Origin of the sequence: Winogradskyella marincola (assembly GCF_029624125.1) — a bacterium.
Taxonomy (GTDB): Bacteria; Bacteroidota; Bacteroidia; order Flavobacteriales; family Flavobacteriaceae; genus Winogradskyella; species Winogradskyella marincola.
In genome coordinates this window covers 33480-49841 of the sequence record NZ_JARSBN010000004.1, presented here as the reverse complement: position 1 = coordinate 49841, position 16362 = coordinate 33480, and the positions used below count along the sequence as shown (strand labels likewise).

The following is a 16362-nucleotide window of genomic DNA, read 5'->3' as shown; positions in this document are numbered from 1 at the left end:
ATCAATCAAAAAATGAACACAATTATTAGAGTTTTAGTTATGGCGTTAACGGTAGTTTTTTCTACCGTTAGTGCTCAAGAATTTCAAGGTGTAGCAACTTACAAAACCCAACGTAAGGTCGATATTAAGTTAGATAGTACGCAGATGGATTCTCAAATGCAAGAGCGCATGTTGGCTATGATGAAAAAGCAGTTTCAAAAAACTTACCACCTTGCATTTAATAAAGAAGTTTCAACCTACAAACAAGAAGAAGAGTTAGATAAACCTCAGGTAGGAGGTGGAGATTTTCAGGTAATGGTTGTTGGCAATGGAGGTGGAGATGATGTACTTTATAAAAATACCAAGGAAAGCAAGTATTCTGAAGTTAGGGATAGCTTTGGTAAAATTTTTCTTATTCAGGACGAATTAGAACCAATTGAGTGGAAATTAGAATCTGATACAAAGTACATAGGCGAATATCAGTGCTATAAAGCAACCTATACTAAAGAAATAGAAAAAGCTAAGGTATTCTCTAATATTGAAGAAGATAAAGAAGATGATACTGAGCCAGAAATGGAAGAGCGTACAGTTACGGCTTGGTACACGCCTCAAATCGCTGTAACTAATGGGCCAGATAAATATCAAGGACTGCCAGGTTTAATCTTAGAAGTACACGATGGAGACTTAACTGTGATTTGTAGTAAAATTGTTTTAAATCCGCAGGATAAGGTAGAAATAGAAGAGCCTACCAAAGGAAAGAAGGTGAACAGGGATGAGTACGAGAAAATCATGGAGAAAAAGGCTAAAGAAATGATGGAGCGTTATGCACCTAGAAAAGGAAGAGATAACGGTGAGACTATAGAGATACGAATTGGCGGCTAGATCATTAACATAAGTTTAACGCAATTAAAATTAACAAATAGCATCTAAAAAAGTCTAAGTGAGCACTTAGAACAATAAATTTACATTTGTTAATCAAGATTAAACTTATACGATGAAAAAATTACTTCAAAATTTTACTGCCTTAGTTTTATTCTGTTTTTGTGCTGTTTCATTTGCTCAAAAAGACTTTCAGGGCAAGGCTTATTACATGTCTAAAACCACAATGGATTTAGATGAATGGGGAGGACGAGAAATGACTCCTGAACAAAAAAAGCGAATTGAAGAACGCATGAAAAGCTTCCTTGAAAAAGAGTATATACTAACCTTTAATAAGGAAGAATCCATATACAAAGAAGACGAAAAGCTAGAAGCGCCAGGCTCTGGAAGAGGTTGGGGAGGTTTTTCTGGTGGTTTTACTGGAGGGCCAAAATATAAAAACGTAAAGTCTAAAGAATTACTACAAGATCAGGAATTCTTTGGGAAGCAATTTTTGATTAAAGATGAGCTAAAGTCCTTAGAATGGAAAATGGGCACTGAAACCAAGCAAATAGGTCAGTACACATGTTTTAAAGCTACAGCAATAAAAACTGTTGATGGATTTGATTGGAGAAGTATGAGACGAAGAAGGGATAACGATGATAAAGACAAAAAAGAAGGCGAGAAGAAAAACGATTCTATAAAAAAGGATGATGACCCAATGAGTGAAATTGAAGTGCCAAAAACTATAGAGGTTGTGGCATGGTATACTCCTCAGGTGCCAATTAATCAAGGTCCAGATGATTATTGGGGTTTGCCAGGTTTAATCTTAGAAATCAATGCAGACAGAACCACTATTCTTTGTACTAAAATAGTTATGAATCCTGATGAAAAAGAGGAAATAGAAAAACCTAAAAAAGGAGACGAAGTAACTAAAGCTGAATATAACGAGATTATCACAAAAAAAATGCAGGAAATGCGCGAAATGTATGGTGGTCGTCGCGGGAATCGTGGCGGAAGAGGCAGAAGAAATTAATAATATACTAACAACCAATTTATGAAGAAAATACTAATGCTACTTTGTTTAGTAGCAGCAGGAAGTTCCTTTGCTCAAATCAAAATGCAAGGGGTTGTAAAGGATAGCATAGGCGCACCGCTAGAGTTAGCTAATGTTATTGCAATTAATCAAGAAACTAATGGTTTAGAGTCTTATGCTGTAACAAACGATCAAGGTAAATATGTTCTGTCTTTAGGGAAAAACGGTAAATACAAGTTACAAGTAAGTTACATTGGTTTAAAGTCTTATGAAGAGGTTATTTCAACAGCCGAAGCAGATATTACAAAGGACTTTACTTTGATGCCAGATAATTCTCTTGATGCAGTTGAGCTAACTTATGAAATGCCAGTTACTGTAAAAGGAGATACTATTGTATATAACGCGGACTCTTTTAAAAACGGAAGTGAGCGTAAGCTAGAAGATGTTCTGGAAAAGTTACCAGGAGTAGAAATCAATGACGATGGACAAATTGAAGTAGAAGGTAAGACGGTAAGCAAGCTTATGGTAAATGGTAAAGATTTCTTTGATGGAGATACCAAATTGGCTACTAAAAATATACCTTCTAATGCTGTAGATAAAGTTCAGGTATTAAGAAACTATGCTGAAGTTGGTCAGCTAAGTGGTGTGCAAAACAATCAAGATAATGTAGCTATTAATATAAAACTGAAAGAAGGAAAAGAAAACTTTTGGTTTGGAGATATTACAGCAGGTACAGGTACAGCACCTTCACCAAACGACGAACTTTATTTAGTACAACCCAAATTGTTTTATTATAGTCCAAAGTACAGTATTAACCTCATTGGTGATATGAATAATATTGGAGAGGTAGCACTAACCAATAGAGATCTTCGTGGTTTTGGAGGTGGTTTTAGAATGCCAAGTAGAACCAGTGGAACAAGTATAAACCTTGGGGATAATGGGCTTGGAGGTCTAACAAGTATTGCCAATGCACAAGAAGTAGTAACAAAATTAGCATCAGCTAACTTTAGTTACTCACCTAATAAGGCTTTAGATTTAAGTGGTTTCTTAATTTTTAATAGCAGTCGTTTAAGAACCAGAGAAGAGAGTTTTATAGATTATATTGAATTAGAAGATGATCCTTCAACTACAGATATAGATGAATCAACAACGATTCCGCCAGATGAAGAAACATTATCTACAGGTAGAGAAGCCACCAATCAGTTTATAGCCAAATTAAGTGCATCGTATAAGCCTAACGTTAATAATCAATTAGATTATGATGTTTTAGCACGCTTATCAGATGATGAAGAACGTCAAAACCTTTTTTCTTCAGTAGTAGGAAATACAAATCAGTTGGATGAGGTGAAGCCTTTCAGTATCAATCAAAATTTAAACTACTATTACACACTTAACGAAAACAATATTTTTGCCTTTGAAGCACAGCATTTAATTAAAGATGAAGATCCTTTTTACAATGCCTTGCTGCAAAATGACCCAAATAATAATGATGATGAAGATAATGATGCTTTTGATGATACAGCTTCAGGTTTAGGGTTAGATTTAGATCAGTTGAGTTATGATTTAAACCAAGAAAGACGAGTGAAAAGTAATCAGTTAGATGCTAAGGTAGATTACTTCAATATCTTAAATTCTAAAAGCAATATCAACTTTACTTTAGGAACTATATTTAGCAATCAAAAGTTTAATTCTAATATCTTTCAATTTTTAGATGATGGTACAATCTTAGATCCTACTCCGACTATAACAAACGAAGGCGAGTTGCTTACTGCTGAAAATGATAATGTAGAATATCGTTTTAGCGATGTGTATTTAGGTGTACACTATAGATTTAAAACAGGTAAATTTACCTTTACTCCAGGTGTGTCTTTTCATGCGTATAGTAACCAAAACACACAAAATGGCGACACGTTTAAAGATAATTTCTTAAATGTGCTACCAGATTTTGAAGCACGAGTTCAATTTAAAAAGAGTGAGTCATTGCAATTTAATTATAACATGACCAATACCTTTACGGATATTACAAATATTGCTGAAGGTTTAGTGCTCAATAACTACAACAGCATACAATTTGGTAATCCAGAATTACAGAATGCATTGTCGCATAACTTTAGATTATTCTACAGTAGCTTTAATTTATTTAACTACACCAATGTATTTGCAGGAGCAAACTATAGTAAAAATGAAGACCAAATACGTGGATTAACTAATTTTGAAAGTGTAATAAGAACAAGCACATTCTTTAACTCGCAGTTTGCAGATGAGAGTGCTTCGGTTTTTGGTAGAGTAGAGCGCACGTTTGGTAAGTTTAGAGCGCGTATGGGAGCTAATTTTAATTATAGTAAGTTGAATCAGTTTGTACAGGGAGCGCAATCTTTAAATGAAAGTTTTACACAATCCTATTCTCCTGAGTTAAGAACCAACTTTAGAGAAGCACCAAATGTGAGGTTACGTTACAGATATACAGTTAGAGATAATGAACAAGGAGATAATACAACTAAGTTTATAACCAGAGCACCATCTGTAGAGTTTGATGCTTACATTTGGGATGCATTATCGTTTGTAACAGAGTTTACTTATAACGAGCAAGAAAGCGATGGACAAACACAAGTTTTTAAAACTTGGGACGCATCTTTACGTTACAGAAAAGACAGAGATACTAAATGGGAATACTCATTAAGAGCTTCTAATATCTTAGATATAGATTCTAATATCAGTAATGGTGCAGGTACTATTTCAGTCTTTAGTTCAGAGACGTTTATACAACCACGATTTATTACGTTTAGGTTAACGTATACTTTATAGAATAACAGCCTTCTGGTTACTGAGTTTACCTGTGCTTAGCACAGGTAAACTCAGTAAAGTATAGAAAGCTTTTTCTAATTAATGCTTCTTAATATGTGCGGATCCAACAATTGTTCTTGTAGGGTTTCCATAATATGAAAAGTCACCGCTAAAATTGACATCAATATAGTCTCCAACATATTGAGCAGCTTTATTTACATTTATTGTTATATTATGTTCTTCAGGACTATCTAAATCATAAAGGGAATTGTTACCATTTTCTATGAAACGTAACCATATTTCAACAACCTCATCATTATAGCCAAGATTATCACCAACATTATAACTTCCCAATTCGTTAGGAACATTTATAGTAATTTTGTCAAATACTAAACCTCCAGGACCTCCATGAAGCTGAATTTTATAAGACCATGATCCAGTAGCCAAGTCTTCACTATCTATATATAACTTTTGAACTGCTCCATCATCAATACTATAGGTAATAAACTCGTCAATAGTATTACATGTATTTATTTCTCTAATATCGGTCAAAGAAGATGTGAAGGTGTAATATATTTCCCCAGTGGTTTGTAAATTATTAAAATCACTTCCTATAAGGCTAAATGTATTTTCTTCAAAGCATCTCAGCATAATAATTTCAAAAGATCCATCATTGTTTACTGCATCTGTAAACGTTGTTCCACCATAAGTGATTTGTACATAACCTTCTGTGATTGGGTTGCCGTCACAATTATTGAATGTACCAATAACAGTTTCTTCAATAATACTAGGGTTTTCAGGTACGATAACCGAAATGCCTGAGTCCAAAGAAAAAGGACCAATTGTTTCGATATGTAAAGGTGTATTTCCACAAATAGCATAATTGTAAATATTAAGAACTAAACTTTCATTACTTGGAATGTAACCACAAACTTGACCTATTTCATTAGTATATCCATAGGTTGTTCCAAAAGTATTGCTAGTTATTGATATAGTTAGATTATTTAGTTCTTTCCCATCTTCATCTAAAACTTCCACGCAAAGCATAATAGCTTCGGCAGGAATATCGCAATTCCAAAAAGAGAAATGAGATACGGTACCAACATACATATTACCTTGTAAAGTAGCAAAGCCTTCTTCTTTCCAATAACCATTAACTTCATCAAAATACCAAAGTGGAATTGTGGCAGGTGCTATGCTCATTAAACTAGCATCAACAGGAACTTTAATTTCAGAGGTTGAGCCTTCTGCTAAATTTAAATCCTCACCTCCAGAGCCTCTTAACTCTACAGCAAGCATGCCTAAGGTTTGTAGCATACGCTCTGCGCCATCTTCATTTTCGGCATATAACATTCCTGGCATTTGCATTGACATATCATTATCTGTTGGGTCTAGATGATGTATTATGACATCTACTGAGCCATCATAAGCAGTGCCATCTTCTTTTGTAAAGTTGCCGTCAAAACTTACAGAGCTTCCACCGTCAATAGTTACAGTGCTAGAGCTTCCACTAGATACTGTACCTACTACCATTTCCTCGAGCATCATAATAGTCACTTTGTTTGTTCCATTAGAAGGTACAACACTTCGTGAGGCATGGATGTATCCAGGCTTTTCAGCTTTTACGTACCCAAAACGTTCATTTACGTTGGCATCTCTAATAATAAAAATACCATTGGTATCAGTAGTCGTCGTTTCATTGCCAATGGTAATGGTTACACCTTCAATAGGATTATGGTTTTTATCGATAACTGTTCCTAAGAAGTCACGAGAAATTTCATTTCCAAAATATTCAGAAAAGGTGTTAGGAATATTTTCTTGTGGATTATTGTTTCCTGAAGGACCATCATCTTTTTGGCACGAAAAATTACTTATAAGAAATACAAATATTAGTAATTGAAAAAGTTTAGTTGGTTTCATAGCGATTGATTTTTAGCATTTTTTAATAGATGCCAAAATCAACAAAGGGTTGCGTGAAAATTTTTACAAATAAAAAACTCTCAAATCATAAAGTTTTGATTTGAGAGTTTTTATTTAAACCCTATTATGGATAAATTATTAGTTATCTCTCAATACATGTACAACTCCATTTATGGTATGAGCATTGCCTTGGTAATCTTCATAAGAACCACTAAAGTTAATGTCAATGTATTCGCCAACGTTACCTAAAGCGGTTAGGTTGTAAGTGATATTATTGTTTTCGTCAGACATGTTAAGACACTCTCCAATAATGAAACCTGTGTCACCCACTGTACCGTTAAAGCTATAACTATCATATGTGCCTAGATAGTCAGGGTCATTAAGTGCGCCATACATATAATAACAATTTCCTTGATCATTACTTGACGCAAATATATCTAGCGTTGGATCAGGATAATTAGGGCTATCTGTGTAAAAGTTAGCAGAAATATTTTCAAAAATAAAAGTACTCTCACCATCGTCTATAGTATATTCTATAAACTCAGTTACAGCATTACAAGCACTTATGGTTCCTATATTGGTTATAGGTGTTGCAAAAGTATAACTTATACTATCTGTAACCTGTAAGTTAACGTAGTCACTAGCTTCTATAGTAAATGTGTTATTATCACTACATCTTAAAAGATTAATTTCAAATTCACCATTAGTTACAGTATCAATAAAGGTTTGGTACCCATAGCTTAATTTTACATAACCATCTGTTACAGCATTTCCATCACAGGTATTGAAGGTTCCTACTACAGTTTCTTCGATAATATCAGGATTATCTGGTACTATAACTGTAATGTTAGAATCTACTGTAAAAGGACCTACGGTTTCTGTGTGTAATGGATTATCTCCACATACATCGTAGCTATATACGTTTAACTCTAAGCTTTCATTACTTGGTACATAACCACAAACTTCACCATTCTCATTGGTGTGGCCATACGTAGTGCCAAAAGTAGCACTTGTAATAGATACATACATATTTGCTAAAGGAACATTATCTTCATTTGTAGCTGTAACACAAAGCGTAATAGCTTCCGTTGGAATATCGCAATTCCAAAAGCTAAAGTGAGATACTGTACCAACATACATATTACCTTGCAAGGTTGCTTGTCCTTCTTCTTTCCAATAACCATTGGCTTCATCAAAATACCAAAGCGGAATAGTGTTAGGTGCAATGCTCATTAAACTAGCATCAACAGGAACTTTAATTTCAGAAGTAGAACCTTCTGCTAAATTTAAATCTTCTCCACCAGAACCTCTAAGTTCTACAGCAAGCATACCCAAAGTTTGAAGCATACGTTCTGCACCATTTTCATTTTCAGCATATAACATTCCTGGCATTTGCATTGGCATATCGTCATCTGCAGGATCTAAATGATGTAAAATAACATCTACAGAGCCATCATAAGTTGAGCCGTCTTCTTTGATGAAATTTCCATCAAAACTTACAGAACTACCATCGGTTGCTGTAACGGTTCCAGAAGAGCCACTTGTTACAGAGCCTACAACTGTAGCTTCTAGCATCATAATGGTAACTTTATTTGTTCCGTTAGAAGGTACTACGCTACGTGAAGCATGAATGTATCCGGCTTTTTCGGCTTTTATATAACCAAAACGTTGTTTAACCGTAGCTCCGTTAATCATAAAAACACCATTGCTGTCTGTTGTTGCGGTTTCGCTACCGATAGTAATGGTTGCTCCTTCAATAGGGTTATGGTTTTTGTCTATTACTGTTCCTAGGAAGTCACGAGAAATTTCATTTCCAAAATATTCAGAAAAGGTATCAGGAATATTTTCTTGAGGATTATTATTGTTAACAGAACTATCATCATCGTTTTGACAAGCTGTTACTACAATTAGCGATAACAAAAGTATTAAAATAAGATTTGGGAAGTTTTTAATTCTTTTCATAATGGGTTGATTTAGTTAAAAGTAAGTCTCGTTGAGACGTTGTGTAGATATAACAATTATGATCCTCAAACTCCTACCTTTTCTTATAAACAAAAAACTCTGACTAAATTAATAATCAGAGTTTTTAAAATTTTATAATGTTTGTTCCTTACAGGCCAAATGCAGATTTAACCTTATCTACATAATCGAGCTTTTCCCAAGTAAATAATTCTACTTCTAGAGTTTTTGGCTCTCCATTTAACTTTTCAAAAGTTTTCTTTACAACTTCATTTTGTCTTCCCATGTGTCCGTAAGCAGCAGTTTCGCTGTACATTGGTTGGCGAAGTTTTAAACGCTCTTCTATGGCGGCTGGTCGCATATCAAAAATTTCAGAAACCTTTTTAGCAATTTCGCCATCTGTAAGATTAAATGGGCAAGTGCCATAAGTATCTATAAAAATTCCCATAGGCTCTACAACTCCAATAGCATAAGATACTTGTACTAAAACTTCTTCACAAATACCTGCAGCCACTAAGTTTTTTGCAATATGTCTTGTTGCGTAAGCAGCACTACGATCTACTTTACTTGGGTCTTTTCCAGAAAATGCTCCACCACCATGTGCACCTTTTCCACCATAGGTGTCTACTATAATTTTTCTGCCTGTTAGACCTGTATCTCCGTGTGGTCCACCTATTACAAATTTACCTGTTGGGTTAATGTGATATTTAATATCATCATTAAATAATGGCTTTATATGATCTGGTACTTTAGCAACAACACGAGGGATTAAAATCTCAACAATATCTTTTCTGATTTTTGCCAGCATAGCATCATCAGTATCAAAATCATCATGTTGTGTAGATACCACGATAGCATCGATGCGCTGAGGTGTGTTATCGTCACTATACTCTATAGTTACCTGGCTTTTAGAATCTGGTCTTAAGTACGTAATATCTTTGTTTTCGCGACGAAGCGCAGCTAATTCTTTAAGAATAAGATGAGACAGGTCTAATGCTAAAGGCATGTAGTTATCTGTTTCATTAGTAGCATAACCAAACATCATACCTTGGTCGCCTGCACCTTGTTCTTCTTTACTGGCTCTGTCTACACCTCTGTTAATGTCTTCAGACTGCTCGTGTATTGCAGAAATTACTCCACAAGAGTTACCGTCAAACATGTACTCACCTTTAGTGTAACCAATCTTATTAATTGTGTCTCTTGCTATTTGTTGTACATCGAGATACGTGTTAGACTTTACCTCTCCAGCTAAAACAACCTGACCAGTAGTTACTAAGGTCTCACAAGCTACCTTAGACTCTGGGTCAAAGGCTAAAAAGTTATCAATCAATGCATCGCTAATTTGGTCTGCAACTTTATCCGGATGTCCTTCTGATACACTCTCAGAAGTAAATAAATATGGCATAAATCCTATATTTTAGTTTGTTATTATGAAAAATATGAGATTGCTTGGTCGCTAGAGAAGTCGTAAACTAACTGCTTTAGCATTTTTTAACGAGGTTGCAATCAGACAAATTTTTCCTCTTTGTAAATCTTGGCAAAAATAGAGATTAAATTTAAGATAGCACATCTTCAAATTATAATGAAATCTTAAAATCCTAACGATGTCTAAAGTTCAATGAAGTTTGTTTTTTAATAAATTGTAGTGTTTATGGTGTTTTCAGAAGTTTTTTATGTGTTAACTTTTGTTAAATTTTTAAAAAAAGTTAGAAATTATTTTGAAATTAAATTTTTGTAACGCAATATTTGTGCTCACAAAGTTCAATACACTTACTGAAATGTTATCAAGAAAGGTGGAGGGAATAGACCCTGTGAAGCCTTAGCAACCCTTAGACTTACTAAGAAGGTGCTAAATTCTACTTGAACGCGCAAATCATTTCTTGCCAGTTCGGATAGATAACTCAAGACCAATTACCCATTTGTAATTGGCATTTTCTTTATAACATTTTTCTATTAAGTACGCCTTACGAAAAGGCTTATTTGGCTTTTGGTTTAATCGTGCTATTTGCTGAATGGGATTGATGATAGGAAGTAGATAGATTTTTTGATTAGACGAGAAATAAAAATTTAGCATAGCCTTAGTTATGGTCAATTTTTATTTTGAAGTATTAGTGAAAAAGAAGCTTCTTACTCCATTAATCTCGTTCTGCAAATAGCACTCATTATTAACTCAAAAACTTAGAAAAATGAGTACACAAAAATTTGCAACGCAAGCGTTGCACGCAGGACACGATGTAACAAACAATGGCGGAACAAGAGCAGTTCCTATTTATCAATCTACAGCTTATATCTTTAACGACTCAGATCATGCTGCTAATTTATTTTCTTTAGCAGAGCCTGGGAATATTTATTCCAGAATTAATAACCCAACAAACGATGTTTTAGAGCAGCGTCTAGCAGCTTTAGAAGGAGGTATTGCGGCTGTGGTAACAGCATCTGGTACTTCTGCTATAGCAACATCGTTGCTTACACTTTTAAAGGCTGGAGATCATATTGTAGCATCAAGCAGTTTGTATGGCGGAACCTATAATTTGCTGAGTGTAACATTGCCAAGACATGGCATCACTACAACTTTTGTAGATCCATCAAATCCAGAAAGCTTTAAAAATGCTGCTCAAGAAAATACCAGAGCATTCTTTATAGAATCTTTAGGAAATCCGAAGTTAGATGTTTTAGATATCGAAGCAATTTCAAAAGAGGCACAAGCATTTAAAGTGCCATTAATTGTAGATAATACGGTGGCAACACCTTATTTGTTAAACCCAATAGAATATGGTGCTAACATCGTTATTCATTCGTTAACTAAGTACATCAATGGTAATGGAACTGCACTTGGAGGTGTAATTATAGATGCTGGTACTTTTGATTGGACAAACGGAAAATTCCCAGAATTTACAGAGCCTTCACTTGGTTACCATGGTTTGGTGTATAGCGAAGCTTTAGAGGCAGCTGCATTTATTGCAAAAGTTAGAATTGAAGGTTTAAGAGATTATGGTGGAGCGTTAAGTCCGTTTAATGCATTTCAAATCATTCAAGGTTTAGAGACCTTAGAATTACGAATAAAAAAGCATAGCGAAAATGCTCTTCAACTTGCAAAATGGTTACAGGAACAACCAGAAGTTACGTGGGTGAATTATCCTGGTTTAGAAAGTAGTAAATACAAAGCTCTGGCAAAAAAATACTTACCAAAAGGACAAAGTGGAATTGTAACTTTTGGAGTTGATGGTGGATTTGAATCTGCAAAAACGATAGCAGATAAAACAAAATTATTTTCACTATTAGCCAATATTGGTGATACAAAATCTTTAATCATTCATCCTGCAAGTACAACGCATCAGCAATTAAGCGATGAGGCGCAAGAAAGCACAGGAGTAACAAAAGACCTTATAAGATTGTCTGTCGGAATTGAGAATGTTGAAGATCTAAAAGCCGATTTAAAAGAAGCATTTCAATTAATTAAGAAGCCTCAATTAGCTTAATCTCTTTTTGTATTAGTGTTGTTTAATTAAGCTGGGCGACGAGGCTTTCGCTCAGCTTAATTTAAAAATTTTCAGAGAAGAAATAAAAATACAATTATGAGTGTGCTTAAGTTTATTGAAATAGATCATTTTGAGTTGTGCAGTGGCAGAAACATTAGCCTTAGATTGTCGTATCAGGTATTCGGAAAGCCATTAGGAAACAACCCAATAGTGTTGGTAAATCATGCTTTAACCGGAAATTCTCAAATAACCGGAAAAAATGGCTGGTGGAACGATATTGTTGGTAAAGACAAAGTCATAGACACAGATATTTATACAGTTTTAGCGTTTAATGTACCAGGTAATGGCTTTGGTGGATTAGAAGAATCCTTTCTAGAATATTATAAAGAGTTTACTGCAAGAGATGTAGCTCGTATTTTTTCTGAAGGATTAAACCGTTTAAAGATTAATGATTTGTATGCTATCGTTGGTGCGTCAGTTGGAGGCGGTATTACTTGGGAGTTGGCAGCATTACGACCAAACTTGGCAGAATATGTAATACCAATAGCTACAGACTGGAAATCTACAGACTGGGTAATTGGTAATTGCTTCATTCAAGATGAAATATTAAATCATTCCTCTCAACCTTTGTTTGATGCCAGATTGCATGCTATGACGTTTTACAGAACGCCAGAATCTTTTGCTTCAAAATTCAAAAGAGAAAAACAACGAAAAGATGCTTTTAAAATCGAAACTTGGTTAGAGCATCATGGCGAAAAATTAGAAGGAAGATTTGAATTGTCTGCTTACAAAATGATGAATCAAATTTTAAAAACTATCGATATTACACAAGGTAGAGGCACGTTTACCGAAGTGGCAAAACATATTGCTTCTCACATTCATATTATAACAATTAATTCAGATTTACTATTTAAATCAGACGAAAACTGGAACACGTTTGTAGAGCTAAAATCCGCAAAAGAAAACGTTACTATAGGTGAACTAAAATCTAATGATGGCCACGATGCTTTTTTAATAGAGTATCAGCAGCTTATTAAGCTATTAAAACCAGTTTTTAATTTAAAATTAAAAAAGCATGACAACGATACATCTTGCCATATTCGGAATTGGTAATGTAGGTTCTACGTTAATAAATCAAATTCAAAACATCAAGTCAAAATTACTAACCGAACAAGGATTAGATATACAAATACCAGTTATTACAAACTCGACTTTAGCATTTTTTTCAAATGACATTAGTGGGCAATGGGAAGTAGATTTTGAAAATTTTTCTGAACCTTACAATGTAGAAGATATTATTCGTCATTTTAAAGCAATAAATGTAGAAAATGCTATAGCGATAGACGTTACAGCTAGCCAGAGTTTTATTGCGCATTACGAGACGTTGATAGAAAATGGTTTTCATATCATTTCTGCAAATAAAGTAGCTAACACATTGAGTTTTAATTATTATAAAAAATTAAGGAAATTGTTAGATGAAAACAATAAAACTTTCCTTTACGAAACCAATGTTGGTGCAGGATTACCAATTATTGAAACTATAAAAAACTTACATCAGTCTGGTGAGAAAGTTGAAAAAATAAAAGGTGTATTCTCAGGCTCGTTAAGCTATATTTTCAATCAGTTTTCAGAAGGATCTTTGCCATTCGACCAAGTATTAAATGATGCGGTAAGTCAAGGTTTAACAGAGCCAGATCCTAGAGAAGATTTGTCAGGAAAAGATGTTGCCCGAAAGTTACTGATTTTAGCCAGAGAACTCGGTTCTGATGCAGAATTGAATGATGTAAAAATTGAATCTCTTGTGCCAAAACAACTTAACGGAGCTACAACATTACAAGAGTTTAAACAGCGTTCACACGAGTTAAATAGCATTTTTGAAGCCAATAAATCTCAACAGAAAGAAGCGTCTGTGTTGCGTTATGTTGGTCAATTAGATGTTCTAAATAATGTTTTAGAGGTAAAATTAATATCAGAACCCAAAGCGTCACCTTTAGGACAGTTAAAAGGATCGGACGCCATTTTTGAAATTTACACAGAGTCCTACAACTCGCAACCTTTGGTTATACAAGGTGCAGGCGCAGGAGCTCAAGTAACTGCTCGTGGTGTTTTTGGAGATATCTTACGCCTTTCTAATACTTTAATTAAGAAAAATGCATAATAAAACAAGAACCAAAAATCACATAGAAACAGAAGCAATCCGTACACAAATAGAGCGTTCACAATTTTTAGAACATTCTAATCCATTGTATTTAACATCGAGTTACATTTTTGAAGATGCTGAAGATATGCGTGCTTCATTTGCAGATGAAAAACAGCGAAACATTTACAGCAGGTACACAAATCCTAACAACTCAGAATTTGTTGATAAAGTATGCCGAATGGAAGGAGCAGAAAACGGTTACGCTTTCGCAACAGGAATGTCTGCTGTATTTTCAACATTTGCAGCTTTGTTAGATTCAGGAGACCACATTGTGTCTTGTCAAAGTATTTTTGGTTCTACACAAACCTTATTCAACAACATTCTTCCAAAGTGGAATATTTCAACAAGCTATTTTAGAATTAATGAAATAGACCGTATTGAAAGTTTAATTCAACCTAACACCAAGATTCTTTATGCCGAAAGTCCTACCAATCCTGCGGTTGATATTTTAGACCTAACATTATTAGGTGATTTAGCCAAAAAACATAACCTCATTTTTATAGTCGATAACTGTTTTGCAACACCATATTTGCAACAGCCAATTAAATTTGGCGCACATTTGGTCATTCATTCAGCAACAAAATTGATGGATGGACAAGGTAGAGTTCTTGGTGGTGTAACGGTTGGAAGTTCAGAACTTATTCAAAAAATCTATTTATTTTCAAGAAATACAGGTCCTGCGCTTTCGCCTTTCAATGCTTGGATATTATCAAAAAGTTTAGAAACACTTCCTGTTAGAGTAGAAAAACACTGTGATAATGCCTTGAAAATTGCTGAATTTTTAGAAGGTCACGACAAAGTGAATTTCGTAAAATATCCATTTCTAAAATCGCATCCTCAGTATCAATTGGCTCAGAACCAAATGAAACTTGGTGGCAATGTCGTTGCTTTTGAAATAAAAGGCGGCATTGATGCAGGACGAAATTTTCTCAACGCAATACAGCTTTTATCATTGTCAGCAAACCTTGGTGATACTAGAAGTATTGTTACGCATCCTGCTTCTACAACGCACGCTAAGCTGTCGGAAGAAGACCGACTTAAAACAGGAATCACAGGTGGACTTATCCGTGTTTCTGTTGGCTTAGAACATCCTGAAGATATTATTAATGACCTAAATCAAGCTCTAAACTAATGTCAGACATTTTCAAAATATTACAACACCGAATTTTAGTTTTAGATGGCGCAATGGGAACCATGTTGCAGCGCTATAATTTTACTGAAGACGATTTTCGTGGTTCAAGATTCAAAGATTTTAAACATCCATTAAAAGGAAATAATGATTTATTATCGCTAACACAACCAGAAGCTATTGCCGAAGTACATAGAAAGTATTTTGAAGCTGGTGCAGATATAGTAGAAACCAATACCTTCTCTGGAACAACCATTGGTATGGCAGATTACCATATGGAAGATTTGGTCTACGAGTTAAATTTTGAATCGGCTAAAATCGCAAAACAAGTTGCAGAAGAATTTACAAAAGCCAATCCTGAAAAACCACGTTTTGTGGCAGGAAGTATCGGTCCAACAAACCGTACCGCAAGTTTAAGTCCAGATGTAAACAGACCAGAATATCGCGCAGTAACCTTTGATGAATTACGCATTGCTTACAAACAACAAGTCGAAGCTTTAATTGATGGCGGAAGTGATATTTTGTTAGTCGAAACTATTTTCGACACACTAAATGCCAAAGCAGCATTATTCGCTATTCAAGAAGTTAAGGAAGAACGTAATATTGACATTCCGGTTATGGTATCAGGAACCATTACTGATGCTTCTGGTAGAACATTATCTGGTCAAACTGTAGAAGCATTTTTAATTTCAATATCACATATTCCGTTGTTAAGTGTTGGTTTTAATTGCGCACTTGGTGCAGACCAATTACAACCGTATTTAAAACGTTTATCTCACGAAACCGATTTTTATACATCAGCACATCCAAACGCAGGGTTACCAAATGCATTTGGCGAGTACGACCAAACTGCCAAACAAATGCAGCAGCTTATAGAAAACTATCTAAAAGATGATTTAATAAACATCATTGGTGGTTGTTGCGGTACAACACCAGAACACATAAAAGCAATTGCCGAAGTTGCTTCAAAATATAAACCTAGAACTGTCGGTTCGAGCGCAGTCGAGAACTTTTAATG

11 protein-coding genes and 1 riboswitch are annotated in these 16362 nt (G+C 34.7%); of the genes, 8 read left to right on the top strand and 3 right to left on the bottom strand.

The genetic code is table 11. The annotated features are described in order from the left end of the window. The first annotated feature begins 12 nt into the window (after nucleotides 1-12). From P7122_RS08105 to P7122_RS08095, 3 genes are all read left to right on the top strand, one after another. Nucleotides 13-861 carry a GLPGLI family protein gene (locus tag P7122_RS08105; protein WP_278005287.1) on the top strand — a complete coding sequence of 283 codons (849 nt, stop codon included), beginning with the start codon at nucleotides 13-15 and terminating at the stop codon, nucleotides 859-861. A 112-nt stretch (nucleotides 862-973) separates the two neighbouring features. Then, complete coding sequence (locus P7122_RS08100; RefSeq protein WP_278005286.1) at nucleotides 974-1873, top strand: GLPGLI family protein; 900 nt, start codon at nucleotides 974-976, stop codon at nucleotides 1871-1873. 21 nt (nucleotides 1874-1894) lie between these two features. Further along, nucleotides 1895-4678, top strand: a complete 2784-nt coding sequence (locus P7122_RS08095; protein WP_278005285.1) for a carboxypeptidase regulatory-like domain-containing protein — start codon at nucleotides 1895-1897, stop codon at nucleotides 4676-4678. Between the two features lie 78 nt (nucleotides 4679-4756). On the opposite strand, the gene P7122_RS08090 is transcribed toward P7122_RS08095, so the two are convergent. The 3 genes from P7122_RS08090 to metK all read right to left on the bottom strand — a co-directional run bounded on the left by P7122_RS08090 (nucleotide 4757) and on the right by metK (nucleotide 9941). After that, nucleotides 4757-6577 carry a peptidase associated/transthyretin-like domain-containing protein gene (locus P7122_RS08090; RefSeq protein ID WP_278005284.1) on the bottom strand — a complete coding sequence of 607 codons (1821 nt, stop codon included), beginning with the start codon at nucleotides 6575-6577 and terminating at the stop codon, nucleotides 4757-4759. A gap of 138 nt (nucleotides 6578-6715) precedes the next feature. Next, nucleotides 6716-8539: a carboxypeptidase-like regulatory domain-containing protein gene (locus P7122_RS08085; RefSeq protein ID WP_278005283.1), complete on the bottom strand. Its 1824-nt coding sequence runs from the start codon at nucleotides 8537-8539 to the stop codon at nucleotides 6716-6718. Nucleotides 8540-8687: 148 nt separating this feature from the next. Next, nucleotides 8688-9941, bottom strand: a complete 1254-nt coding sequence (metK, locus tag P7122_RS08080) for a methionine adenosyltransferase (RefSeq protein ID WP_278005282.1) — start codon at nucleotides 9939-9941, stop codon at nucleotides 8688-8690. 373 nt (nucleotides 9942-10314) lie between these two features. Continuing rightward, nucleotides 10315-10439: riboswitch (SAM riboswitch) on the top strand. A 283-nt stretch (nucleotides 10440-10722) separates the two neighbouring features. On the opposite strand from metK, the gene P7122_RS08075 reads away from it, so the two are divergent. The 5 genes from P7122_RS08075 (at nucleotide 10723) to P7122_RS08055 (ending at nucleotide 16360) form a co-directional block, all read left to right on the top strand. Then, the gene (locus P7122_RS08075) at nucleotides 10723-12015 is read left to right on the top strand and encodes an O-acetylhomoserine aminocarboxypropyltransferase/cysteine synthase family protein (protein WP_278005281.1); all 1293 of its coding nucleotides are present in this window, start codon (nucleotides 10723-10725) and stop codon (nucleotides 12013-12015) included. 96 nt (nucleotides 12016-12111) lie between these two features. Beyond that, a complete protein-coding gene (locus tag P7122_RS08070) occupies nucleotides 12112-13128 on the top strand; it encodes an alpha/beta fold hydrolase (protein WP_278005280.1) in 1017 nt (338 codons plus the stop codon). Further along, a complete protein-coding gene (locus tag P7122_RS08065) occupies nucleotides 13091-14173 on the top strand; it encodes a homoserine dehydrogenase family protein (protein ID WP_278005279.1) in 1083 nt (360 codons plus the stop codon). The genes P7122_RS08070 and P7122_RS08065 overlap by 38 nt, the downstream gene beginning before the upstream one ends. After that, nucleotides 14166-15347: a trans-sulfuration enzyme family protein gene (locus P7122_RS08060; protein WP_278005278.1), complete on the top strand. Its 1182-nt coding sequence runs from the start codon at nucleotides 14166-14168 to the stop codon at nucleotides 15345-15347. Before P7122_RS08065 ends, P7122_RS08060 begins: the two co-directional genes overlap by 8 nt. Continuing rightward, entirely contained in the window at nucleotides 15347-16360 is a 1014-nt protein-coding gene (locus P7122_RS08055) for a homocysteine S-methyltransferase family protein (protein ID WP_270005445.1), read from the top strand. The genes P7122_RS08060 and P7122_RS08055 overlap by 1 nt, the downstream gene beginning before the upstream one ends. Nucleotides 16361-16362: the final 2 nt, after the last annotated feature.

Excerpts from the sequence above, each read along its gene's own strand:
- P7122_RS08075 (WP_278005281.1), top strand. The coding sequence starts at position 10,723 with ATGAGTACACAAAAATTTGCAACGCAAGCGTTGCACGCAGGACACGAT.
- P7122_RS08070 (WP_278005280.1), top strand. The coding sequence starts at position 12,112 with ATGAGTGTGCTTAAGTTTATTGAAATAGATCATTTTGAGTTGTGCAGT.
- P7122_RS08055 (WP_270005445.1), top strand. The coding sequence starts at position 15,347 with ATGTCAGACATTTTCAAAATATTACAACACCGAATTTTAGTTTTAGAT.
- P7122_RS08060 (WP_278005278.1), top strand. The coding sequence starts at position 14,166 with ATGCATAATAAAACAAGAACCAAAAATCACATAGAAACAGAAGCAATC.
- P7122_RS08090 (WP_278005284.1), bottom strand. The coding sequence starts at position 6,577 with ATGAAACCAACTAAACTTTTTCAATTACTAATATTTGTATTTCTTATA.
- P7122_RS08095 (WP_278005285.1), top strand. The coding sequence starts at position 1,895 with ATGAAGAAAATACTAATGCTACTTTGTTTAGTAGCAGCAGGAAGTTCC.
- metK (WP_278005282.1), bottom strand. The coding sequence starts at position 9,941 with ATGCCATATTTATTTACTTCTGAGAGTGTATCAGAAGGACATCCGGAT.
- P7122_RS08100 (WP_278005286.1), top strand. The coding sequence starts at position 974 with ATGAAAAAATTACTTCAAAATTTTACTGCCTTAGTTTTATTCTGTTTT.
- P7122_RS08065 (WP_278005279.1), top strand. The coding sequence starts at position 13,091 with ATGACAACGATACATCTTGCCATATTCGGAATTGGTAATGTAGGTTCT.
- P7122_RS08105 (WP_278005287.1), top strand. The coding sequence starts at position 13 with ATGAACACAATTATTAGAGTTTTAGTTATGGCGTTAACGGTAGTTTTT.
- P7122_RS08085 (WP_278005283.1), bottom strand. The coding sequence starts at position 8,539 with ATGAAAAGAATTAAAAACTTCCCAAATCTTATTTTAATACTTTTGTTA.